21 protein-coding genes and 2 tRNA genes are annotated in these 22,119 nt (G+C 66.1%); 8 read left to right on the forward strand and 15 right to left on the reverse strand.

What is annotated here, in order from left to right; all coding sequences use genetic code 11:
• Nucleotides 1-39: 39 nt before the first annotated feature.
• From RAH32_RS17965 to RAH32_RS17975, 3 genes are all read right to left on the reverse strand, one after another.
• Nucleotides 40-116: transfer RNA gene (locus RAH32_RS17965), tRNA-Asp, on the reverse strand.
• A gap of 23 nt (nt 117-139) precedes the next feature.
• Nucleotides 140-216 (reverse strand) — tRNA-Asp (locus RAH32_RS17970).
• A 90-nt stretch (nt 217-306) separates the two neighbouring features.
• The gene (locus RAH32_RS17975) at nt 307-1,410 is read right to left on the reverse strand and encodes an anhydro-N-acetylmuramic acid kinase (protein WP_306609807.1); all 1,104 of its coding nucleotides are present in this window, start codon (nt 1,408-1,410) and stop codon (nt 307-309) included.
• Between the two features lie 59 nt (nt 1,411-1,469).
• Here RAH32_RS17975 and tyrS point away from each other — a divergent pair, with 59 nt between their 5' ends.
• Entirely contained in the window at nt 1,470-2,714 is a 1,245-nt protein-coding gene (tyrS, locus tag RAH32_RS17980; protein WP_306609808.1) for a tyrosine--tRNA ligase, read from the forward strand.
• Nucleotides 2,715-2,836: 122 nt separating this feature from the next.
• A complete protein-coding gene (locus tag RAH32_RS17985) occupies nt 2,837-2,977 on the forward strand; it encodes a hypothetical protein (RefSeq protein WP_306609809.1) in 141 nt (46 codons plus the stop codon).
• A 61-nt stretch (nt 2,978-3,038) separates the two neighbouring features.
• On the opposite strand, the gene RAH32_RS17990 is transcribed toward RAH32_RS17985, so the two are convergent.
• The 6 genes from RAH32_RS17990 to RAH32_RS18015 all read right to left on the reverse strand — a co-directional run bounded on the left by RAH32_RS17990 (nt 3,039) and on the right by RAH32_RS18015 (nt 8,526).
• Nucleotides 3,039-4,016, reverse strand: a complete 978-nt coding sequence (locus tag RAH32_RS17990; RefSeq protein WP_306609811.1) for an SPOR domain-containing protein — start codon at nt 4,014-4,016, stop codon at nt 3,039-3,041.
• Nucleotides 4,017-4,081: 65 nt separating this feature from the next.
• A complete protein-coding gene (gene upp, locus RAH32_RS17995; protein ID WP_207470957.1) occupies nt 4,082-4,714 on the reverse strand; it encodes a uracil phosphoribosyltransferase in 633 nt (210 codons plus the stop codon).
• The gene (locus RAH32_RS18000; RefSeq protein ID WP_306609813.1) at nt 4,711-5,670 is read right to left on the reverse strand and encodes an adenosine deaminase; all 960 of its coding nucleotides are present in this window, start codon (nt 5,668-5,670) and stop codon (nt 4,711-4,713) included. Before RAH32_RS18000 ends, upp begins: the two co-directional genes overlap by 4 nt.
• Nucleotides 5,667-6,854 (reverse strand): phosphopentomutase, encoded by a 1,188-nt coding sequence (locus RAH32_RS18005; protein ID WP_306609814.1) that lies wholly within the window; start codon nt 6,852-6,854, stop codon nt 5,667-5,669. Before RAH32_RS18005 ends, RAH32_RS18000 begins: the two co-directional genes overlap by 4 nt.
• Nucleotides 6,851-8,134, reverse strand: a complete 1,284-nt coding sequence (locus tag RAH32_RS18010) for a thymidine phosphorylase (RefSeq protein ID WP_306609815.1) — start codon at nt 8,132-8,134, stop codon at nt 6,851-6,853. Before RAH32_RS18010 ends, RAH32_RS18005 begins: the two co-directional genes overlap by 4 nt.
• Complete coding sequence (locus RAH32_RS18015) at nt 8,134-8,526, reverse strand: cytidine deaminase (protein WP_306609816.1); 393 nt, start codon at nt 8,524-8,526, stop codon at nt 8,134-8,136. Before RAH32_RS18015 ends, RAH32_RS18010 begins: the two co-directional genes overlap by 1 nt.
• A gap of 126 nt (nt 8,527-8,652) precedes the next feature.
• On the opposite strand from RAH32_RS18015, the gene RAH32_RS18020 reads away from it, so the two are divergent.
• From RAH32_RS18020 to RAH32_RS18030, 3 genes are all read left to right on the forward strand, one after another.
• Nucleotides 8,653-10,932: an NADP-dependent malic enzyme gene (locus RAH32_RS18020; protein WP_306609817.1), complete on the forward strand. Its 2,280-nt coding sequence runs from the start codon at nt 8,653-8,655 to the stop codon at nt 10,930-10,932.
• A gap of 233 nt (nt 10,933-11,165) precedes the next feature.
• The gene (locus RAH32_RS18025) at nt 11,166-13,058 is read left to right on the forward strand and encodes a propionyl-CoA synthetase (RefSeq protein WP_306609818.1); all 1,893 of its coding nucleotides are present in this window, start codon (nt 11,166-11,168) and stop codon (nt 13,056-13,058) included.
• A gap of 55 nt (nt 13,059-13,113) precedes the next feature.
• A complete protein-coding gene (locus RAH32_RS18030) occupies nt 13,114-13,494 on the forward strand; it encodes a VOC family protein (protein ID WP_306609819.1) in 381 nt (126 codons plus the stop codon).
• On the opposite strand, the gene aroA is transcribed toward RAH32_RS18030, so the two are convergent.
• Complete coding sequence (gene aroA, locus RAH32_RS18035) at nt 13,491-14,822, reverse strand: 3-phosphoshikimate 1-carboxyvinyltransferase (RefSeq protein WP_306609820.1); 1,332 nt, start codon at nt 14,820-14,822, stop codon at nt 13,491-13,493. The two genes, RAH32_RS18030 and aroA, sit on opposite strands and share 4 nt — an antisense overlap.
• Nucleotides 14,823-14,932: 110 nt before the next feature.
• On the opposite strand from aroA, the gene RAH32_RS18040 reads away from it, so the two are divergent.
• Nucleotides 14,933-15,607 (forward strand): DNA alkylation repair protein, encoded by a 675-nt coding sequence (locus RAH32_RS18040; protein WP_306609821.1) that lies wholly within the window; start codon nt 14,933-14,935, stop codon nt 15,605-15,607.
• Here RAH32_RS18040 and RAH32_RS18045 read toward each other — a convergent pair.
• Nucleotides 15,595-16,101, reverse strand: a complete 507-nt coding sequence (locus RAH32_RS18045; RefSeq protein WP_306609822.1) for a hypothetical protein — start codon at nt 16,099-16,101, stop codon at nt 15,595-15,597. The genes RAH32_RS18040 and RAH32_RS18045 overlap by 13 nt on opposite strands.
• A gap of 110 nt (nt 16,102-16,211) precedes the next feature.
• Here RAH32_RS18045 and moaA point away from each other — a divergent pair, with 110 nt between their 5' ends.
• Nucleotides 16,212-17,219 (forward strand): GTP 3',8-cyclase MoaA, encoded by a 1,008-nt coding sequence (moaA, locus tag RAH32_RS18050; protein ID WP_306609823.1) that lies wholly within the window; start codon nt 16,212-16,214, stop codon nt 17,217-17,219.
• A gap of 53 nt (nt 17,220-17,272) precedes the next feature.
• On the opposite strand, the gene ispG is transcribed toward moaA, so the two are convergent.
• From ispG to RAH32_RS18070, 4 genes are all read right to left on the reverse strand, one after another.
• Complete coding sequence (ispG, locus tag RAH32_RS18055) at nt 17,273-18,403, reverse strand: flavodoxin-dependent (E)-4-hydroxy-3-methylbut-2-enyl-diphosphate synthase (RefSeq protein WP_306609824.1); 1,131 nt, start codon at nt 18,401-18,403, stop codon at nt 17,273-17,275.
• Between the two features lie 78 nt (nt 18,404-18,481).
• Nucleotides 18,482-19,144, reverse strand: coding sequence for a thiamine diphosphokinase (locus RAH32_RS18060; RefSeq protein ID WP_306609825.1), 663 nt, complete (start codon nt 19,142-19,144; stop codon nt 18,482-18,484).
• On the reverse strand, nt 19,141-19,353 hold the full coding sequence (locus RAH32_RS18065; RefSeq protein WP_306609826.1) for a DUF2842 domain-containing protein: 213 nt from the start codon (nt 19,351-19,353) through the stop codon (nt 19,141-19,143). Before RAH32_RS18065 ends, RAH32_RS18060 begins: the two co-directional genes overlap by 4 nt.
• A 67-nt stretch (nt 19,354-19,420) precedes the next feature.
• Complete coding sequence (locus RAH32_RS18070; RefSeq protein WP_306609827.1) at nt 19,421-20,713, reverse strand: adenylosuccinate synthase; 1,293 nt, start codon at nt 20,711-20,713, stop codon at nt 19,421-19,423.
• A gap of 140 nt (nt 20,714-20,853) precedes the next feature.
• On the opposite strand from RAH32_RS18070, the gene ftsY reads away from it, so the two are divergent.
• Nucleotides 20,854-21,864, forward strand: a complete 1,011-nt coding sequence (gene ftsY, locus RAH32_RS18075) for a signal recognition particle-docking protein FtsY (protein WP_306609828.1) — start codon at nt 20,854-20,856, stop codon at nt 21,862-21,864.
• The last annotated feature ends 255 nt before the right edge of the window (nt 21,865-22,119 follow it).

A 22,119-nucleotide genomic window follows, 5' to 3' on the forward strand; every position in this document is an offset into this window, starting at 1 on the left:
GGCAAAGCCCCCCCTGCAGCAGTTCAATCAAGGAAGAAATGGCGCGGTTGACGGGGCTCGAACCCGCGACCCCCGGCGTGACAGGCCGGTACTCTAACCAACTGAGCTACAACCGCGCATTTCATGGCGATGGTGTGTGTGGCGCGGTTGACGGGGCTCGAACCCGCGACCCCCGGCGTGACAGGCCGGTACTCTAACCAACTGAGCTACAACCGCACACTCACCACCCCGACCAGATCGCCCGCCGGGGTGAGGGGCGGTTTACGCAGACCGATCGCCCCCGTCAAGGGCGCGTTTGGAAAAATCCTATCGTTTGCGCGGATGACTGATCCGCCCTCCGCAGCAGGCTGCGGGAACGCCAGTCGTCGTCGGCCCTGAGGTCGGCAGCCCCCGCATGACGCGGGCCGCCAGCCAGCCGAAGGCCTGCGCCTCGAGCATGTCGCCGTCCAGGCCTGCCGCCTCGACCGGCTGGACATCGCAGGGCAGATCCTGGGCCAGGCGCGTCATGATCGCCGGATTGCGCCGCCCGCCGCCGCAGACAAGAACCGTGGCGGGAACGGATGGCAGCCAGCGGAGACCTGCCGCGACAGCGCCTGCCAAGGCCGCGACGAGGGTGGCTGCGGCATCGGCATCCGCCAGCGGCTCGACGGCGGCGGCAAGGCCCGCGAACTGGTCGCGGTCGAGCGACTTGGGCGGGGGGCGGTCAAACCAGGGATGACTCAGGAAGTCGGCGACAATGGCTTCTTCTACATTACCAGTCCTCGCCAAGGCCCCATCTTCGTCATGGCTGCGGCGAAGCCTGCGGCGCATCAGGTCGTTGATCGGCGCATTGGCCGGCCCCGTATCGAAGGCAAGGCAGGCACCCGGCGCTTCGGGCGCAGAGGCTGCCGGATCAACCCAGGTGATGTTGCCGACCCCGCCGAGGTTCAGGAAAGCAACCGGCTGCGAGGGAAGATGGCCCTGCCCCACGGCCCACCCGGCGCAGGCCCAGTGGAAGAACGGCGCCAGCGGCGCGCCTTCGCCACCCCGACGCACGTCTTCAGTGCGAAAGTCCCAGACGACGGGCCGGTCCGTCTTGCGCGCCAGCAACGCACCATCACCCGACTGATGCGTGCCCCTGCCCTGCGGATCATGGGCCAGCGTCTGACCGTGATAGCCGATCATGTCGGCCTCGTGGAAATCGGCGGCCATTGCGGCGTGGCTTGCAACCGAGATCGCCGCCGCGTCCTCGACCCCTTCCTCTCCCGGCCAGCGGCCGAGCGCAGCGTGCAATGCAGCCGATTCATTGTCAGAGTAGGCGCGGAATGCGCGGCGCCCAAACCCCCCGATCCGCACGCCGTCGGTCTCGATTACCGCCGCGTCCACCCCGTCCATCGAGGTGCCCGACATCATTCCCAGAACCCGGATCATCGCGCTTTTCCTTCCCTGCCCCAGCCGGTATATCCGCGCCGACCAGAAGGAAAAAGCCGATGACCTACAGCCCCAAGTCCGATTTCCTGCGCGTGATGTTCGAACGCGGCTATGTCGCCGACTGCACGGATTACGCGGCGCTGGACCAGGCGCTGCTGGACGGCCCGGTGACGGCCTATATCGGCTATGACGCGACGGCGGCGTCCTTGCATGTGGGGCACCTGCTGAACATCATGATGCTGCGATGGTTCCAGAAGACCGGCAACCGGCCGATCACGCTGATGGGCGGCGGCACGACCAAGGTGGGCGACCCCAGTTTCCGCAGCGAGGAACGCCCCCTGCTGGACGAGGCCGCGATCCAGGCCAACATCGACGGCATGCAGCAGGTCTTCGCACGATACCTTGCCTATGGCGACGGCGCGGCCCTGATGCTGAACAATGCCGAATGGCTGGACGGGCTGAACTATCTGGAGTTCCTGCGCGACATCGGGCGGCATTTCAGCGTCAACCGGATGCTGTCCTTCGAATCGGTCAAGTCCCGGCTGGACCGCGAGCAGTCGCTGTCCTTCCTGGAATTCAACTACATGATCCTGCAGGCCTATGACTTTCTCGAACTGCACCGCCGCTATGGCTGCCGGTTGCAGATGGGCGGATCGGACCAATGGGGCAACATCGTCAACGGCATCGACCTGACGCGCCGGGTGGACGATGCGGTGATCTGGGGGCTGACCTCGCCCCTGCTGACGACCAGTGACGGGCGCAAGATGGGCAAGTCGGCCGGGGGTGCCGTCTGGCTGAACGGCGCGATGCTGTCGCCCTATGAATTCTGGCAGTTCTGGCGCAACACGACCGATGCCGATGTGGGGCGCTTCCTGAAGCTCTATACCGAACTGCCGGTGGATGACTGCAACCGCCTTGGGGCGCTGCAAGGAGCCGAGATCAACGAGGCCAAAATCCGGCTGGCGAACGAGGTGACGTCCCTGCTGCATGGGGCGGAGGCCGCTGCAAGCGCCGAGGCGACGGCGCGCGAGGTCTTCGAGCAGGGCGGGGCCGGTGGCGAGCTGGAAGTCACGACGGTTGCCGCGGATTCCCTGACGAGGGGGCTGACGGTGACGCAACTGCTGGTCCAGACGGGCATCACCGGTTCAGGGAAGGAGGCCAAGCGCCTGATCTCCGAAGGCGGGCTGCGGCTGAACAACCAGCCTGTGTCCGACCCGCAGATGGCCGTGGACGCCGCGCTGATCGGAGATGGTCTGAAGGTGTCGGTCGGCAAGAAGAAACACAGGATGGTCCAGATCGGCTGATGCAGGGGCTGCATGGCTGCCTTGCAGGCCTGGTTGACGCTGCGTCGCGGCAATGGACACGTTGGCATACCGCCCCTATCTTCCGGGTCGGGAGGACCACTTCGACCCTGAAAGACAGGACAATGGCACAGAATAACGCCCAACCCCTCAGCATCAGCGCCCGCAAGTTGCAGGCCCAGGCCGATGCCGTGCTGGATCAGATGTTCGCGTATTTCACCCGCGAGGAAGCGCCGCGCGTGATCGAAACCCGCCGCGCCGCCTGATCACGGCCAGACCAGTTGGATTTTTCCGGGGGCGTTCGCGCCCCCTTTGCATGTCTGGACGTCAGCGTGCCACTGCCCGGGGGTAGCCATTCGCCCGCAGCCGCGCCAAGGCCGAGACCAGGGCTTGGCGGTCGGCAAAAGGTCCGGCAAGTATTTCCTTCCGCACCTCGTCGTTCACGCGCTCACTGCGTTGCGCCGTGCGATAACCCAGGCCGGACAACCGCCGCAGGGCTGCAAGCGCGTTGGCTTCGTCCGAATAGGTGCCGATCCAGACATAGCGCGCATTGGCGGGAATCATCTCGACCAAGGGCGTGGCGGTCCGGGGCGGTTCCGGACGGCGTGCGACCACCGAGGCGGGTTTGGGGCCAACCTTGGCAGGGTCAGGCTCGACGCGCTTCACCGATCGGGGTTCTTCTGCCTTTCGCGTCGATTCTGCGGGACGGTTCTCGGATGGCGGTGTCGCGGCAGCCTTGGGTTCGGCCGACCTTTCGGCCACCACCGCAGGCGCGGGGTCGGCCTTCATGCCGGGACAAAGGCCCTGTGTCACGTCACCGCCGATGATCGGCGTTTCGTCGCCAGCAGGGCGATACCCCAGTCGCGCGCACAGCCCGTCGGGTGCACGACCCGCCATGGCACTGCGAAGACGCGCATCCAGTTCGACCTGCAAGGCAAGGGTCTTGTCCAGTTCCGCCTGGGCGGGATCCGGCGCGGCCTCCACCAAGGGCGTGAGCGGTTCGCCAGCAGCCAGATCGCCGGACCGCAAGCCCTCTGCCAGCACCGCCGTCAACACCTCCTCGGGGGACGGCAGGGTTTCGGGTGCACTGGCCGCTTCGGCAGGCTGGCTTGGGGGAAAGCCGCAGATCGGCGCACCCTGCTTGTCGAGGCGCGGCGACCATTCTTCGCCGTCACGGACGAAGACGCAGCCGGTGCGGTCGATATATTGCGCCCCCGGATAGTCACCGGGCGGAGGCGGCTCGGGCGCGGCCAGAACCCGTCCCGGCAACCAAAGCACCAGCACCATCCAAGCCAAGATCCGCATCAGCCACCCACGATTCGATTTCCCGAATCAGGAATAGGCCGAAAGCCTGAAGCCTGGGTTAACGGCTATTTCGTTCCGAACATCCGATCGCCCGCGTCGCCCAAGCCGGGCACGATATAGCCGTGATCGTCCAGCCGTTCGTCCAGCGAGGCGGTAAAGATCGGCACATCGGGATGCGCCTGACGCATCCGCTCGACGCCTTCGGGCGCTGCCAGCAGGCACAGGAAGCGCAGATTGGTGGCACCGCGGGCCTTCAGCATGTCGATCGCGGCAACAGATGAATTGCCGGTGGCCAACATGGGATCCACGACGATGGTCAGCCGCGCGTCAAGTTCCTTGGGAACCTTGCAGTAATATTCTACCGGCATCAGGGTCTCGGGGTCGCGGTACATGCCCACGAATCCAACGCGGGCCGAAGGGATCATTTCAAGAATCCCATCCAGAAGCCCGTTCCCAGCCCGCAAAATGGAGATCAGGGCAAGCTTCTTCCCCTCCAGCGTCGGGGCGTCCATCTCGCACAAGGGGGTTTCGATGCGCGTGGTGGTCAGTTCAAGTTCGCGCGTGACTTCGTAGGCCAGAAGCAGACTGATCTCGCGCAGAAGGCGACGGAAGCCCGCGGTCGAGACGTCCTTCTTGCGCATGATCGTCAGCTTGTGCTGGACAAGCGGGTGGTCGATGACGGTCAGGTGCTGGCTCACGGGAACTCCTTCAAAATCCGGTCGCGGGTCGCCTGGTCGCAGAAAGCAGCCTCGGCGGCCCAGCGGTTGATCTGGGCGAATTCCGTATCGCCCCAACCGAAGGCATCGGCAAGCCGGTCATATTCGCGACGCATCGTCGTGTGGAAGAAGGGCGGATCGTCGGTGGATACGGTGACGCGCACCCCGGCATCGGCCAGCCGCGCGATCGGATGGGCGGGCCAGTCGGGATAGACGCCAAGCGCGACGTTCGAACCCGGGCAAACCTCCAGCGTGACACCCTTGTCCGCCAGATGGCGAACAAGGGCCGGATCCTCGATGGCGCGGACGCCGTGGCCAATGCGGGTGCAACCAAGCGCCAGGGCGTCGCGGATGCTGTCGGGACCGCCCCATTCGCCCGCATGGCAGGTCAGGCCCAGCCCTGCCTCCTTCGCGCAGTCGAAGGACCACGCGTAGTCGGTCGCGCGGCCCACGTCCTCGGCCCCGCCCATGCCAAAGCCCGTCACCCAGGTGCCCGCCGTTTCCGCCGCGCAGATGGCAGTCTTCTTTGCGCGATCGGAACCGAAATGACGGATGGCGGTCAAAATTGCACGGCTGTCAATACCTGCGGCGCGCGCCTTGTCGGCAACCTCGGTCATGGCGGCCAGATAGTCGCGCCAGGCGGACAGGTCAGCCCCGCCGCAGAACTCGGGCGAGACGAACAGCTCGGTATAGATGACGCCCTGTTCGGCTGATCGCTCCAGAACCTCGGCCAGCAGGCGGGCGTAATCCTGCGGGGTTTGCAGCACGCTGGTCGCGGCCTCGTAGCAGCGCAGGAAGCCGTCGAAGCCGTCATAGGCATAGTTGCCGCGTTCGTCGAAGACGCCGGTCAGGTCGGCATGCTTTTCGGCGGCAAGGCCGCGGATGAAGGCGGGGGGCGCTGCGCCTTCCAAGTGCAGGTGCAGTTCGATCCTCTTCACAGGAAGGACCTTCCATGATCGGGCGCCAGCAGGCCCAGATGCGCCAGGACCGAAGCGCCGATGTCGCTGAAGCCGACCAGCCCGACCTCTCGCGCGCCAACGCCATGGCCCAGGACCGCCACGCGTTCGCGGGTGTGGTCGGTGCCGTGCCAGGACGGGTCGTTGCCGTGATCGGCGGTGAAGATCGCCAGGTCGCCGGGGCGCAGCCTGTCCAGAAAGCGGCCCGCGATGCCGTCGAACCATTCCAGTTGCGCGGCATAGCCGAGAATGTCGCGGCGATGGCCGAAATTCGTGTCGAATTCGACGAAGTTGGCGAAGGTCAGGCTGCCCGGTTCGGCATCGGACCCCAGGCGGATCAGGTGGTCCGCCAAGTCGGCGTCGGACTTGCCCTTGTGCAGATGGGTGATGCCGCGATGGCTGAAGATGTCGCCGATCTTGCCGATGGCATGGGTCACGCGGCCTTCGCCCTGCGCGATGTCCAGGATGGTGCGGCCCGGCGGCGCGATGGCGAAGTCGCGGCGGTTGCCGGTACGGCGGAAAGCGCCCGGAGCCTCGCCCACGAAAGGACGGGCGATCACGCGGCCCACGCGCATGGCGTGCAGCATCGGGGCCAGCGACTGGCACAGCGCGATCAGGCGGTCCAAGCCGAAATGCTCTTCATGCGCGGCGATCTGCAACACGCTGTCGACCGAGGTATAGCAGATTGGCCAGCCGCTGCGGATGTGTTCAGGCCCGAACTCCTCTATCACCTGCGTGCCTGATGCGTGGCAGTTGGCAAGGATCCCGCGGGTTCCCGCCAGGTCGCAGATGCGGGCCGTCACCTCGGGCGGAAAGGCAGGGGTGGTGTTGGGGAAGTAGTGCCACTCCCAGGGGACCGGCACGCCCGCGATCTCCCAGTGTCCCGAGGGCGTGTCCTTGCCGCGCGAGATTTCGGTGGCTGCCCCCCACAGCCCCTGCGGCGGCACCATCAGCCCCGGCGCGTCCTGCCCCGAGGCCAGCCGCACCGCCGCGCCCAAGCCAAGCCGGGCCAGGTTCGGCATGTCCAGCGCCCGCGCCTGCGCGATATGGCCCACGGTATTGGCGCCGGTATCGGGCAGGTCGCCGTTGAAGAACTGATCGGCATCCGGCGCCCCGCCGATGCCCACACTGTCCATCACGATCAGAAAGGCGCGCCGGTCCGTCATGGCGCGATCCTGTCGCGGATCAGGGGGCCGGGCGCGCCCTCCTCACCCAGACGATAGGCGGCAGAGACGGCGGCGACGGCAACTTCGGCCGCGGTGTCGTCGGCGGCGTGGACCAGGGCCAGGGGGCGGCCGGGGCCGACCTCCTCGCCCAGTTTCGCCAGCATTGACAGGCCGACACGCGGGTCGATCGCCTCGCCTGCGCGGACACGGCCCCCGCCGAGGGCCACGACGGCATGACCAAGCGCGGTCACGTCGATCTGGGCAACCCGGCCTTCCGGCGTGGGGACGGGGCGGACGACCGGCGCGAGGGCAAGATGCGCGTCAGGCCGGTCCAGAAGATCCACGGGGCCGCCTTGGGCGGCGACCATGCGGCCGAAGACCTCGGCCGCCGCGCCGGAATCCAGCAGGCCTGCCAGCCCTTCGTCCCCTTGCCCCGCAAGGCGCAACACCTCAGCCCCAAGCGCCAGGGTCAGGTCGCGCAGTGCGCCGGCTTCACCTTTCAGGACCCGGATGGATTCGGCGATTTCCAAGGCGTTTCCCGCGCTGCGCGCCAATGGCTGATCCATGTCGGTAATCAGCGCCGAGGTCGGACAGCCAGCGCCGTTGGCAGTTTCCACCAAGGCCTGTGCCAGCCGCTGCGAGGATTCGGCCTTGCGCAGGAAAGCCCCCGATCCCGCCTTTACGTCCAGCACAAGCGCCTGCAAACCCGCCGCCAGTTTCTTCGACAGGATGGAGGCGGTGATCAGGTCGATCGATTCCACCGTCGCCGATTCGTCGCGGATCGCATACAGCCTGTGGTCGGCCGGGGCGAAATCGCCGCTGGCCGCCACGATGGCGCAACCCACGGTGCGCACGATCCGGCGGAAATCATCCTCGGACTGGTCGCAGCGGTATCCGGGGATCGCCTCGAGCTTGTCCAGGGTGCCGCCGGTATGTCCCAGCCCGCGCCCCGAAATCATCGGAACGAACACCCCCTTTGCTGCCAGCAGCGGCGCCAGGACCAAGCTCACCGCATCGCCGATGCCGCCCGTGGAATGCTTGTCCACCACAGGCCCTGGCAGATCCCAATGCAGCACATGACCCGAATCGCGCATGGCACGCGTCAGGGCCACACGGCCCGGCACGCCGATGCCCTTGACCAGCACGGCCATGGCAAAGGCGCCCGCCTGCGCGTCGCTGACCGAACCGTTTGCCAATCCCTGCGCGATCAGCGCCGCGCCCGGCCCGTCGAGACCGCGACCGTCGCGGATCGCCGCGATTACCGGACGGGGGTCGGTCATTATGCCTTGACCATATGCCCGGCGTCGAAACGCCCTGGCAACAACTCGCCCACGGTCGTGGCCAGCGTCGCGCCTTCGGTCGTTGCAAGCAGCACGGGCGTATCATGGCGGCCGAATTCCGCCAGCTTCTGTCGGCAGCCGCCACAGGGCGGCACGGGCGAAGGGCTGTCGGCGATCACCGCGACCTCAATCAATTCGGTCTCGCCCGCCGCGATCATGGCGGAAATCGCCCCCGCCTCGGCGCAGGTGCCTTCGGGATAGGCCACGTTTTCCACGTTGCAGCCCTTGTAGATCGCGCCAGATGCGCCACGGATGGCCGCGCCCACCTTGAAGCGCGAATAAGGGACATATGCCATCTCACGCACCTCGCGGGCAGCATCCAGCAACGACATTCGACGGCTCCTTCACCTGTTCACGACAGTTTTGCGCAGGGTTGCCGCTAACGCAAGCCGAAGGCTTCTGTTCCCCGCCAAGGAAATGGTTTAACGGTGAACTAATTCGCATACGAGGGGGCAAAGATGGAAGAACGCAGGCAGGACAATGCCCGGCAAGAGGCGCTGGATTATCATGAATTCCCGCGCCCGGGTAAGCTGGAGATCAGGGCAACCAAACCGCTGGCCAATGGCCGGGACCTGAGCCGCGCCTATTCCCCCGGCGTGGCCGAGGCATGCCTTGAGATCCAGGCCGACCCGGCCACTGCCAGCCGCTATACCTCGCGCGGGAACCTGGTCGCGGTCGTGTCGAACGGAACCGCGGTCCTGGGCCTTGGCAATATCGGCGCGGCGGCGTCCAAGCCCGTGATGGAGGGCAAGGCCGTTCTGTTCAAGAAATTCGCCAATATCGACTGCTTCGATATCGAGGTGAACGAAGCCGACCCCGAAAAGCTGGCCGACATCGTCTGCGCGCTGGAACCCACCTTTGGCGCGGTCAACCTGGAAGACATCAAGGCGCCGGACTGCTTCATCGTCGAGAAGCTGTGCCGCGAACGCATGAACATCCCGGTCTTCCACGACGACCAGCACGGCACCGCGATCGTGGTCGGCGCGGCGGCCACCAACGCGCTGCATGTCGCCGGCAAGCGGTTCGAGGACATCAAGGTCGTCTCGACCGGCGGCGGGGCTGCGGGAATCGCCTGCCTCAACATGCTGCTGAAGCTGGGCGTCAAGCGCGAGAATGTCTGGCTGTGTGACATTCACGGCCTGGTTTACAAGGGCCGGGTCGAGGACATGACCGTCCAGAAGGCCGCCTTCGCGCAAGAAACCGATGCCCGCACCCTGGCCGAGGTGATCGAGGGAGCGGACCTGTTCCTGGGCCTGTCGGGTCCCGGCGTCCTGAAGCCCGAGATGGTGGCGAAGATGACCCGCCGCCCGATCATCTTCGCGCTTGCGAACCCCAATCCGGAAATCGTGCCCGACGACGCCCGTGCGGTCGCCCCCGACGCGATCATCGCCACGGGACGCAGCGATTTCCCCAATCAGGTGAACAACGTCCTCTGCTTCCCCTTCATCTTCCGGGGCGCGCTTGACGTGGGCGCGACCACCATCAACGCGGAAATGGAGCTTGCCTGCATCGAAGGCATCGCGGCCCTTGCCCGCGCCACCACGGCGGCCGAAGCCGCAGCGGCCTATCGGGGCGAGACGCTGACCTTCGGGCCGGAATACCTGATCCCGAAACCGTTCGATCCGCGCCTTGTGGGCGTCGTCAGTTCGGCCGTGGCCCGTGCCGCTATGGAAACCGGGGTGGCGACCCGCCCGCTGGAGGATCTGGAAGCCTACAAGCGCAAGCTGGACAGTTCGGTCTTCCGATCCGCCCTGATCATGCGCCCGGTCTTCGAGGCCGCAGCCACCGCCACCCGCCGCATCGCCTTTGCCGAGGGCGAGGACGAGCGCGTCCTTCGCGCCGCCAATGCCATGCTGGAGGAAACGACCGACGTTCCGATCCTGATCGGCCGTCCCGAGGTGATCGCCATGCGGGCCGAACGCGCCGGCCTGCCGATCCGCCCCGAACGCGACTTCGAGATCGTGAACCCCGAGGACGATCCCCGCTATCGCGATTACTGGGAAACCTATCACAACTTGATGGCCCGGCGCGGCGTCACCCCCGATATCGCCCGCGCCATCATGCGCACCAACACGACGGCCATTGCCGCCGTCATGGTCCACAGGGCCGAGGCCGACAGCCTGATCTGCGGCACCTTCGGGCAGTATTCATGGCACCTGCGCTATATCCGAGAGATCCTTGCGCGCGACGGGTTGTCCCCGGTGGGCGCGCTGTCGATGATCATCCTGGAAGACGGGCCGCTGTTCATCGCGGATACACAGTGCAACGATGATCCGACGCCGCAGCAGGTGATGGACACCGTGATGGGCGCCGCCCGCCACGTTCGCCGCTTTGGCATGAAGCCCAAGATCGCGCTTTGCTGCCATTCGCAGTTCGGCAACCTCGACACCTATACGGGCCGCAAGATGCGCGAGGCGCTGGCGTTGCTGGATGCCCGCAAGCCCGACTTCATGTATGACGGCGAAATGCATGTCGACGCGGCGCTGGATCCTGCCCTGCGCGAACGCATCTTCCCCGGATCGCGGCTGGAAGGCATGGCGAACGTTCTGGTCTTCCCCGGCACCGACGCGGCATCCGGGGTGCGCAACGCGCTGAAGATGCGCGCCAACGGACTGGAGGTCGGGCCGATCCTGATGGGCATGGGCAACCGCGCCCATATCGTCACCCCCTCGATCACCACGCGCGGCCTGCTGAACATGAGCGTTCTGGCGGGAACTCCGGTCGCGCATTACAGTTGATTTTCCGCGCCGGGCGATTCGGCTGATGATCGTCCGGCGCTCTGCATCCGCGATGCTGCGTTTGCAAACTAGATGCCCCTGTATGGGCTGGTTTGCAGCTTTTTCCGTTTTGCAAACCGTTCCGGCATATATCTGCTACATTTCGCCACGCGGCTTGGTCTTGATCCGCTAACATTGTTGCGCCGACCCGTCGCCCCTGCGTAACACATGCGCAGGAGTGAGGAGACAACACCATGTCGTATCGCGAGACCTATGCCGCCTGGCAGGCCGATCCCGAAGCCTTCTGGATGGACGCATCCCGCAAGATCGATTGGGACCGCCCGCCAAGCCGCGCCTTCTTCGATCAAGGTCCGGCAGGGGAATGGTTTGCGGACGGGATGCTGAACGCCTGCTGGAACGCCGTTGACCGCCATGTCGAGGCCGGGCGCGGCGACCAGCTTGCCATCATCCACGACAGCCCCATTACCCGGTCCTGCCGGGGTATCACATACCGGGAGCTGCGCGACCGCGTGGCCAGCCTTGCGGGCGCGCTGCGCGCCAAGGGCATCCAGAAGGGCGACCGGGTCATCATCTACATGCCCATGGTCCCCGAGGCGCTGGAGGCGATGCTGGCCTGCGCGCGGCTGGGCGCGATCCATTCAGTCGTCTTCGGCGGCTTTGCCGCGCACGAACTGGCGGTCCGCATCAACGACGCCACGCCCAAGGCGATCATCGCAGCGTCCTGCGGGCTGGAACCCGGCCGCATCGTCCCCTACAAGCCGCTTCTGGACCGGGCGATCGAGGAAGCGACCCACAAGCCCGACTTCTGCGTGATCTTCCAGCGGGAACAAGAGGTCGCGCACCTGACCGAAGGCCGCGACGTCGCCTGGCACAGCTTCCAGTTCGGCGTCGAACCCGCCGAATGCGTCCCGGTCGAGGGGAACCACCCCGCCTATGTGCTTTATACATCCGGCACGACCGGGCAGCCCAAGGGCGTGGTGCGGCATACCGGGGGGCATATGGTCGCGCTCGCCTGGTCGATGAAGAACGTCTATGACATCGACGCGGGCGATGTCTTCTGGGCGGCGTCCGACGTGGGCTGGGTCGTGGGCCACAGCTATATCTGCTATGGCCCCCTGGCGGTCGGCGCCACCACCATCGTCTTCGAGGGCAAGCCCGTGGGCACGCCCGACGCTGCCGCCTATTGGCGGGTGATCCAGAACCACCGCGTCAAAAGCGTCTTCAGCGCCCCTACCGCGATCCGCGCCATCCGCAGGGAAGACCCGGAAGGCAAGCTGATTGGCGAATACAACCTGCGCCATTTCAAGACGCTGTATCTGGCGGGCGAACGCGCCGACCCCGACACGATCCAGTGGGCCGAGGAAAAGCTGGGGGTGCCGGTGATCGACCACTGGTGGCAGACCGAAACCGGCTGGCCCATCGTCGCGAACCCCGTGGGGATCGAGCTTCTGCCGGTCAAGCGCGGCAGCCCCTCGGTCACGTTGCCCGGCTATGACGTGCAGGTCCTGGACGAGGCGGGCCATCCTGTCCCCGCGGGCACCCTGGGCGCCGTGGCCATCAAGCTGCCGCTGCCGCCAGGGACCCTGCCGACCCTGTGGAATGCCGAGGATCGGTTCACCAAATCCTATCTGTCGCATTTCCCCGGCTATTACGAGACGGGAGACGCGGGCTATATCGACGAGGATGGATACCTTTACATCATGGCGCGCACCGACGACGTGATCAACGTCGCGGGGCACCGCCTGTCCACCGGCGCGATGGAGGAGGTTCTGTCGGCCCATCCCGCCGTGGCGGAATGCGCGGTGATCGGCGTGGCGGACAGCCTGAAGGGTCAGATGCCCCTGGGGTTCCTTTGCCTCAAGAAAGGCACGAACACCCCCGATGCCCAGGTGGTCAAGGAGGTCGTCGGAATGGTCCGCGACCAGATCGGCCCGGTTGCGGCTTTCAAGACGGCCTGCGTCGTGGACCGCCTGCCCAAGACCCGGTCGGGCAAGATCCTGCGCGCCACCATGGTCAAGATCGCAGACGGAGAGTCGTTCAAGACCCCGGCGACGATCGACGACCCTGCCATTCTGGATGAAATCGCGGTGGCCCTGCGCGCGGTCGGGTATCCGCAGCACGCCTAACAAAAATTTGTAGAACCCTGGGCGTTCATCGGCGTTTTCCGCAACGGAGGCGCCGATGACGACACAAGCACATTCCATCGTGGACCATATTCATCTGCGCTCGGTGCATCTCGACCAGGCCATCCTTTTCTATCAGGCCGTCTTCGAGGCATTGGGCCGCAGCAGCGACATGAAAGGGGGACGGGACTGGCTGGAACTGGGCTGTTTCTATCTGGATGAGGCCGATGCCGGCGCCCCGCCGAGCAGGATCCACCTGGCCTTCTCGGCCCGGTCCCGGGCCGAGGTGCATTCCTTTCATGAAGCCGGTCTGAAGGCCGGGGGCACGGATAACGGCCCCCCCGGCCTGCGCGACTATCATCCGGGATATTATGCGGCCTATCTGCTGGACCCGGACGGCAACAACATCGAAGCCAAGTTCGACGAACGAACAGGCTAGCCCAGATCCCCGCCCAATCCCTGCATCAGGGGCAGGAAATCCGGGAAAGACGTTGCGATCGGTGCGCCGTCGTCGATGGATACCGGCGCTTCGGAAGCCAGTCCCAGGACCAGGAAGGACATGGCGATGCGGTGATCCAGATGCGTGACAGCCCTGCCGCCGCCGGGAACGCGGTCCATGCCATGCACGGTCATGCTGTCCTTGGTCTCCTCGACCCGCACGCCATTGGCCTCCAGCCCGCGGGCCATGGCGTCGATCCGGTCGCTTTCCTTGACCCGCAGTTCGGCGACGCCGTTCATGACCGTCGTGCCTTCGGCGAAGGCCGCGATCACCGACAGGATGGGGAATTCGTCAATCATGCTGGCGGCGCGTTCGGCGGGAACCACGACCCCTTTCAGCGCGCCGTGGCGAACCACCAGGTCTGCCACCGGCTCGCCTCCCTCCTCTCGCGGGTTTTCGAAGGCGATATCCGCACCCATTTCCAGCAGGGTCACATACAACCCGTCGCGAGTCGGGTTCCGGCTGACCCCCGGCACGCGGATCTCCGATCCCGGCACGATCAGCGCGGCAGCCACGGGAAAGGCCGCGCTTGACGGATCGCGCGGAACGGCAACCGCCTGCGCGCGCAGTTCGGGGCGGCCTTGCAGCGTGATCACATGACCTTCCTCGGTCGTCTCGGCCCGGATATCGGCCCCGAAGGCCGCCAGCATCCGTTCGGAGTGATCGCGGGTCGGTTCGGCCTCGATCACGACCGTCTCGCCGGGCACGTTCAAACCTGCCAGCAGGATCGCCGACTTGATCTGCGCACTGGCGACCGGCGTGCGATAGCGGACTGGCAGGGGATCGGCCGCGCCCTGAAGCGTGATGGGCAGCCGGCCCCCTTCCCGCGCCGTGATCTGCGCGCCGAACAGTTCCAGCGGCTCGGTCACGCGCGCCATCGGGCGACGCGACAGGCTTGCGTCGCCTGTGAAGGTTGCGGTGATCGGCGTGGTGGCCATGGCCCCCATGATCAGCCGCACCCCGGTGCCGGAATTGCCGCAGTCGATCACGCCCTCGGGTTCGGAAAACCCGCCGACGCCGACGCCGTGCACGGACCATTCGCCCTGGCCCAGCCGTTCGACCCGCGCGCCAAAGGCGGCCATGGCCTTGGCGGTATCCAGGACGTCCTGGCCTTCCAGCAGGCCGGTGATCCGGGTCTCGCCCACGGACAGCGCGCCCAGGATCAGCGCCCGGTGGCTGATCGACTTGTCGCCCGGCACCTGGGCCGTGCCCCGCAGCGGGCCGCTGCGGCGGACGGTCATCGGGCGAGGATCAGTGGAATGGGACATGGCGACACCTGTTGATTGCGCAGGTCTTTTAGCGCCGCCACCCCGGCACGGCCAGCCCGTTCTTGCGCCCGCGCGCGGGTCTTCCTAGAACCGCGGGAACGGAGGTTCCCATGACAGAACTGGACAGCCTGAAGGCCCTGGCCGATCCCGGAAAGGCGGATCAGATGCAGGCCTATCACAAGACGCCGCGCGTCTATCTTGGGGTGGCGAACCCGCAACTGGACGACCTGGTTGCCGAATGGCGGGCCTCGCGGGACGTCGAGGGGCGCGTCGGCCTGGCCCGCGACCTCTGGGCCAGCGACATCCATGAAGCGCGCATCGCGGCGGCCAAGCTGCTGACCCAGGCACGGATCCGCCCCGACGATGCCGTATGGTCGCTGATTGCGGGCTGGGCGGCAGAATTCGACGGCTGGGCCATCGCGGACAGCGCCATGATCGCCGGTCAGAAGCGGCTGGTGGCCGAACCCACGCGACTGGATCAGGTCGAAGCCTGGCTGGACCATCTGAACAAATGGACCCGGCGGGCGGCCCTGGTGGGCACCCTGCCCTGGGCCAAGATGAACAATCCCAAGCCCGGCGACGTGGCCGCCCGCGAGCGCATCCTGGACTGGGCCGCGCGACTGGCGGATGACCGCGACTGGTTCATCCAGAAGGCCATCGCCTGGTGGCTGCGCGACCTGTCCAAGCGCGACGCCCCCCGCGTCCACACCTTCCTGGCCGATCACGGGGCGCGGATGAAGCCCTTCGCGCGCAAGGAAGCCCTGCGGCTGGTTCAGGATCGATAAACCTCAAGCGTCGGCAGGTCCGTCAGCGACACACCCAGCAGCTGCAGTGCGGGAAGCGACACCTGTGATCCGCCGCTGGCAGGGCCATCCAGGGGGATCAGATCGACCTTGGCGGACTTTCCGGTGGTCGGGTCCACGATCCGGCCGATCCCGCGTTCCTTCACCAAAGGGGTCTTGATCCAGAACCCGCCCTCGGACGGATCGCCAAGGGATGCGATGGTGCTGCCCAGCCTCGTTTCGGCCGTCTCGGCAGGTTTTGCGGCGGCGGCGCGCTGTTCGGGCGTGGTTGTGTCCAGTTGGGCGGCGGACGCGCGCGCTGCAGGACGCGGCGCAGGGGCGCGGGTGATGGCGGTGGCCGCCGTGACCTGTTCAGCCGTCATCTGCGTCTGCGGGGCGGCATCGGCAGTGCGGCCTGCCGTCATCGGGCCCTGGGTGCAGCCCGCCAGCAGGCCCGCAGTCATGATCAGCGCCGGGGCAACGGTGGTGAAACGCATGAATTGTCCCTTCTGTCCCATATTCAGCTTCAAGCCAGTCTGCATAACCCGACCCGATCCACAACCAGTCGCCGCTTGTCTGCGATCAACTGCGCGCATAGATTAAAGTCATGCAGCAAGCAGCCCCCCTTATCGACCCTTTCGCACGGCCGATCACCTATCTTCGGGTATCGGTCACGGATCGCTGCGATTTCCGCTGTGTCTATTGCATGGCCGAACATATGCAGTTCCTGCCCAAGGCCGAGCTTCTGACGCTTGAGGAGCTGGACCGCCTGTGCAGCGCCTTCGTGGGCCTGGGCGTGCGCAAGCTGCGCATCACCGGGGGAGAGCCGCTGGTCCGTCGCAACATCATGTCGTTCTTCCACGCCATGTCGCGCCACCTGGGCAGGACCCTGGACGAGTTGACGCTGACCACCAATGGCAGCCAGCTTGGCCGCTATGCCAGCGAACTGGTCGATTGTGGCGTGCAACGGGTCAATGTGTCTCTGGATACGCTTGATGCCGACAAGTTTGCCGCAATCACCCGCTGGGGACGCCTGCCGCAGGTGCTGGACGGGATCCGTGCCGCGCAAGCCGCCGGCCTGCGGGTCAAGATCAACGCGGTCGCGCTGAAGGGCGTGAACGACAGTGAATTGTTCGACCTTGTCCGCTGGTGCGGCGACGAGGGCCACGACCTGACCTTCATCGAGGTCATGCCGATGGGCGATCTTGGCAACGAGGATCGGCTGGACCAGTACTGGCCGCTGTCCGATCTGCGCGCCCGCCTGGCCGAACGCTTCACGCTGATCGACCTGGCGGAACGGACCGGCGGCCCTGCCCGCTATGTCCGCCTGCAGGAAACCGGCCAGAAGATCGGCTTCATCACGCCGCTGACGCACAACTTCTGCGAAAGTTGCAACCGCGTGCGCCTGACCTGCACGGGCGAACTCTACATGTGCCTGGGGCAAGAGGATCGCGCCGACCTGCGCGCCCCGTTGCGAGCATCAGCGGACGATGAAGTCGTGAAAGAAGCTATCCGCGCCGCGATCGCGCACAAGCCCAAGGGCCACGATTTCGACTACTCCCGCCAGACCGTCGCGGGCCAGATGAGCCGACACATGAGCCATACCGGCGGGTAGGGTGCGTGCTTGCACGCACCATGGCTAAGGCAACGATGCGTGCAAGCACACCCCTACTCGGCAGCCGTCTGCGCGCTCGCTTCAGCCTCGATCTTCTCGGCCCGCTCCTCGACCAGTTGCACGATATGGTCGATCATCTGGTCGTTCGTCATCTTGTGGCTTTGGCGCCCGGCCAGATAGACCATGCCATTGCCCGCGCCGCCGCCGGTAAAGCCGATATCGGTCATCAACGCCTCGCCCGGGCCGTTCACCACGCAACCGATGATCGACAGCGACATGGGCGTCTTGATGTGTTCCAGTCGCTTTTCCAACGCTTCAACGGTTCGGATCACGTCAAAGCCCTGCCGTGCACAGGACGGGCAGGAAATGATCTGCACCCCCCGCGTCCGCAGCCCCAGCGATTTCAGGATCTCGAACCCGACCTTGACCTCCTCGACCGGATCGGCGGACAGGCTGACGCGGATCGTGTCGCCGATGCCCATCCACAGCAGGTTGCCAAGGCCAATGGCCGATTTCACCGTGCCGCCGACAAAGCCCCCGGCTTCGGTAATGCCCAGGTGAATTGGCGCATCAGTCGCATCGGCCAGTTGCTGATAGGCAGCGGCGGACAGGAACACATCGCTAGCCTTCACGCTGATCTTGAACTCGTGGAAGTCGTTGTCCTGCAGGATCTTGATGTGATCCAGACCGCTTTCAACCATCGCATCCGGGCAAGGCTCGCCGTATTTTTCCAGCAAATGCCGTTCCAGCGATCCTGCATTCACGCCGATACGGATCGAACAGCCGTGGTCCTTGGCCGCCTTGATGACCTCGCGCACGCGGGTGGCATCGCCGATATTGCCGGGATTGATGCGCAGGCAGGCCGCACCCGCCTCGGCCGCCTCGATCGCACGCTTGTAGTGGAAATGGATGTCGGCCACGATCGGCACCGGGCTTTCGCGGCAAATCTCGCGCAGCGCCCGCGTGGTTTCCTGGTCGGGCGCCGAAATGCGCACGATGTCCGCCCCAGCATCGGCCGCGCGGATCACCTGGTCCAGGGTCGCGCGCACGTCATGGCCATTGGTGTTGGTCATGGTCTGCACGCTGATGGGCGCATCGCCCCCTACGGGAACGCTGCCCACCATGATCTGGCGCGACTTCCGGCGCTCGATGTTGCGCCAGGGACGGATGGGGTTCAGCGACATGGATGCCTCCGCAGGTTCGCCCCTTGCAGATAAGCCATCGCGGCCAAACCGGCAACCGCCGCACAGGGCTTTGATCGTTCAGGCAGGCAGGCGGAGCGCCGTCATGACAGATGCCAGCGTGCTGCGTGGCAACATCAGCAGCATCTTGCCCTCGATCCGCAGGGTCACGACGCCATTGGCCATGTTGGAGGTGCCGACCCGCCCGCCCGGCGCGAACTCGATCCCCTCGATCGGCCATTCCAGGCCCGTGCTGACTCCGCGTGCCGGTCCCATCGGATAAAGCGACACCCGCGTCCCCGGGATCAGCGGCAGGGTCAGGCGCGGGGGGGCCACGAACACCACGTCGTCGGATGCAAGCAGGATCACGAGGGGCCGAGGCGTGCTGGCCATGGTGGTCAGCACCGACAGCGTATGATCCAGCCGCAGCCCGGCAAAGCCGACGGCCATCACGAAGGGCGCGGCAATGCGGCTCAGGCATTTGGCAAAATCGGTGCTGTTCTGTTCGGCCACGTGATGAATGCGCCCCGCCGGGATCAGCTTGCGCGCGCCCGCCGTGATGCTGTCCAGATCGCCGATCACCCAGTCCGGGGCCTGCCCCAAGGCAAGCGCCCGGTCGGCCCCGCCATCAGCGGCCACAAGGGTCGGCGCCACCGCCAGCGCGGTCTGCAGGTCATAAGGGGTCGTCGCGCCGCCCCCGATCACGGTCACCCCTCGATCAGAGATGACCAGCGGCGGTATCATTCCCCGCGCCCGATGCCGGAAAAGACGCGCTTGAACGGCAGGATCCACAGGATGCCCAAGCCCACATAGACCGCGACCTCGACCAGGATCGGCTGGCGGCCAAAGCGCGTGTCCATCCAGTTGACCAGCGTCACCGCAGCGACGATGTAAAGCGGCAGGCCGATGACCAGGATCAGCAGCGACAGCCTCTTGCGTGTCTTCAGGTTCATCGCCGCCTCCGTTTCATCTTCTGTGGATAAATATCCCACGGGGGTCCGGGGGTGTGAAACCCCCGGCTTAGTCCGCGAACGGGTCCGTCACCAGGATCGTATCGTCCCGTTCGGGACTGGTCGAGAGCAGCGCGACCGGGCACTGGATCAGTTCCTCGACGCGGCGCACATACTTGATCGCCGCCGCAGGCAGATCGGCCCAGGACCGCGCCCCTTGGGTCGATTCCTGCCACCCCTCCATTTCCTCGTAGATCGGCGTGACCTTGGCCTGCAGCGCGGCGGCGGTCGGCAGATAATCGTATTTCACGCCGTCGATCTCATAGCCGACGCAGATCTTCAGGGTGTCGAACCCGTCCAGCACGTCCAGCTTGGTCAGCGCGATGCCGTTGACGCCGCTGATCGCGCAGGTCTGGCGCACCAGCACCGCATCGAACCAGCCGCAGCGCCGCTTGCGCCCCGTGACGGTGCCGAACTCATGCCCCCGTTCGCCCAGACGCTGGCCGTCCGCATCATGCAACTCGGTCGGGAACGGCCCTTCGCCCACGCGGGTGGTATAGGCCTTGACGATCCCCAGAACGAAGCCGATGGCCGACGGCCCCATCCCGGTCCCGGACGCAGCCATCCCCGACATGGTGGTGGAACTGGTGACATAAGGATAGGTGCCGAAGTCGATGTCCAGCAGCGACCCCTGCGCGCCCTCGAACAGGATGCGCTTTCCGGCCTTGCGGGCGTCGGCCATGATCTTCCAGACCGGCTGGGCATAGGGCAGCAGCTTCGGCGCGACCTCCATCAGCCTGGCCTTCAGCTCGGCCCGGTCGATGGGCTCCGCGCCAAGGCCCTGGCGCAGTGCATCGTGATGGGCCAGCAGGCGGTCCAGGCGCGCATCCAGCGTTTCCTCGTCGCCCAGATCCGCCACGCGGATCGTGCGGCGGCCCACCTTGTCCTCATAGGCCGGGCCAATACCGCGCCCGGTGGTCCCGATCTTCGCCTTGCCCGCGGCTTCCTCGCGCAGCTTGTCCAGATCCTGATGCAGGGGCAGGATCAGCGGCGTGTTTTCCGCGATCATCAGGTTCTCGGTCGAAATCCTGACCCCCTGCGCCGACAGCTTGTCGATCTCGGAAAACAGCGCCCAGGGGTCCAGCACCACGCCGTTGCCGATCACGGCCAGCTTGCCTTCGCGCACGATGCCCGACGGCAGCAGCGACAGCTTGAAGACCGTGTTGCCGATGACCAGCGTGTGCCCGGCGTTATGGCCGCCCTGGAAGCGGGCGATCACATCGGCCCGTTCGGACAGCCAATCGACGATCTTGCCCTTGCCCTCGTCGCCCCATTGCGCGCCGACAACCACCACATTGGCCATGAACGGTCCTTCCATTCCCCGAAAAATGTCCGGTGCAGGGTCTAGCGCAGGACCACGCTGGGGGAAAGCCGCGATTTGCCACCCTTTTCCTTTCGACCTGCAGCGATTAGGGTCTTCGGCGGACTTGGAAAGGTGCGGGCATGTCGTTTTTCACCAAATTACGCGACCGGCTGACGCGATCGTCTTCGAAGATCGGCGAAGGGCTGGACGGGATCGTGGACGCCTCGCCTGCTCCGATCGCCGAGCAACCGGCGCCCGCCGCCCCCGCGCCGGGCTTGGTCGGCCGCCTGTTCGGCACCACTCCTGCGCGCCCTGAGGAACCACGCCGCGCCCTTGACGACGAGATGCTGGAGGAGCTTGAGGACATGCTCGTCCAGGCTGACCTGGGCGTCGATACCGCGCTGCGCGTGACGGCCAACATCGCCGAGGGCCGGATGGGCCGCCGGGTATCCTCGACCGAACTCAAGGAACTGCTGGCGGGCGAGATCGCCCGGATCATGACCCCCGTGGCCCGCCCCCTGCCCCTTTACCCGAAGAAGCCGCAGGTCGTGCTGGTCGTGGGCGTGAACGGCGCCGGCAAGACCACCACCATCGGCAAGCTCGCCAGCCAGTTCCGGGCAGCGGGCAAGTCGGTGATGATCGCGGCGGGCGACACCTTCCGCGCCGCCGCCGTCGAACAGCTCCAGATCTGGGGCAAGCGCGCCGGCGTGCCGGTGATGGTCGCAGCCCAAGGCAGCGACCCGGCCAGCCTGGCCTTCGACGCCATGACCCGGGCCGAGGCCGAAGGTGCCGACCTGCTGATGATCGACACGGCGGGCCGGCTGCAGAACCGCCAGGACCTGATGGAGGAACTGGCCAAGATCGTCCGGGTGATCCGCAAGAAGGATCCGACCGCGCCCCACAACACCCTTCTGGTGCTGGACGCGACCACGGGCCAGAACGCGCTGAACCAGGTGGAAACCTTCCGCCAGTTGGCCGATGTCTCGGGCCTTGTGATGACTAAGCTGGACGGGACCGCGCGCGGCGGCGTGCTGGTGGCCCTTGCCGACCGCTTCGGCCTGCCGATCCATGCCATCGGCGTGGGCGAACAGATCGACGACCTGGACGCCTTCGACGCCAACGACTTCGCCCGTGCGCTCGTGGGCCTCTAAAGCGTTTCGGTAAAAACGTGAATCGCAGGAGGATTCCTGCAAACCCCAGTTTGTGCTCCTCTTGTTCGGGGGGGATGGATCATCTCAGCACCTTTGCCGAATGCGCTCCAGACGCGGTTTCAGCGGCCTATCGAAGAGGGCCTGAGCGGCCGTGCCGCAGCCATGCGCCTGAAGCTGCCACCTGCGACAGGCGCACGGTGGGCACGCCTGATATGGACATGCGGTCACCCTCATCCCGCGCCTCAAGGCCGTCCT

The sequence above is a fragment of the Paracoccus yibinensis genome (assembly GCF_030846195.1).
Taxonomy (GTDB): domain Bacteria; phylum Pseudomonadota; class Alphaproteobacteria; order Rhodobacterales; family Rhodobacteraceae; genus Paracoccus; species Paracoccus yibinensis.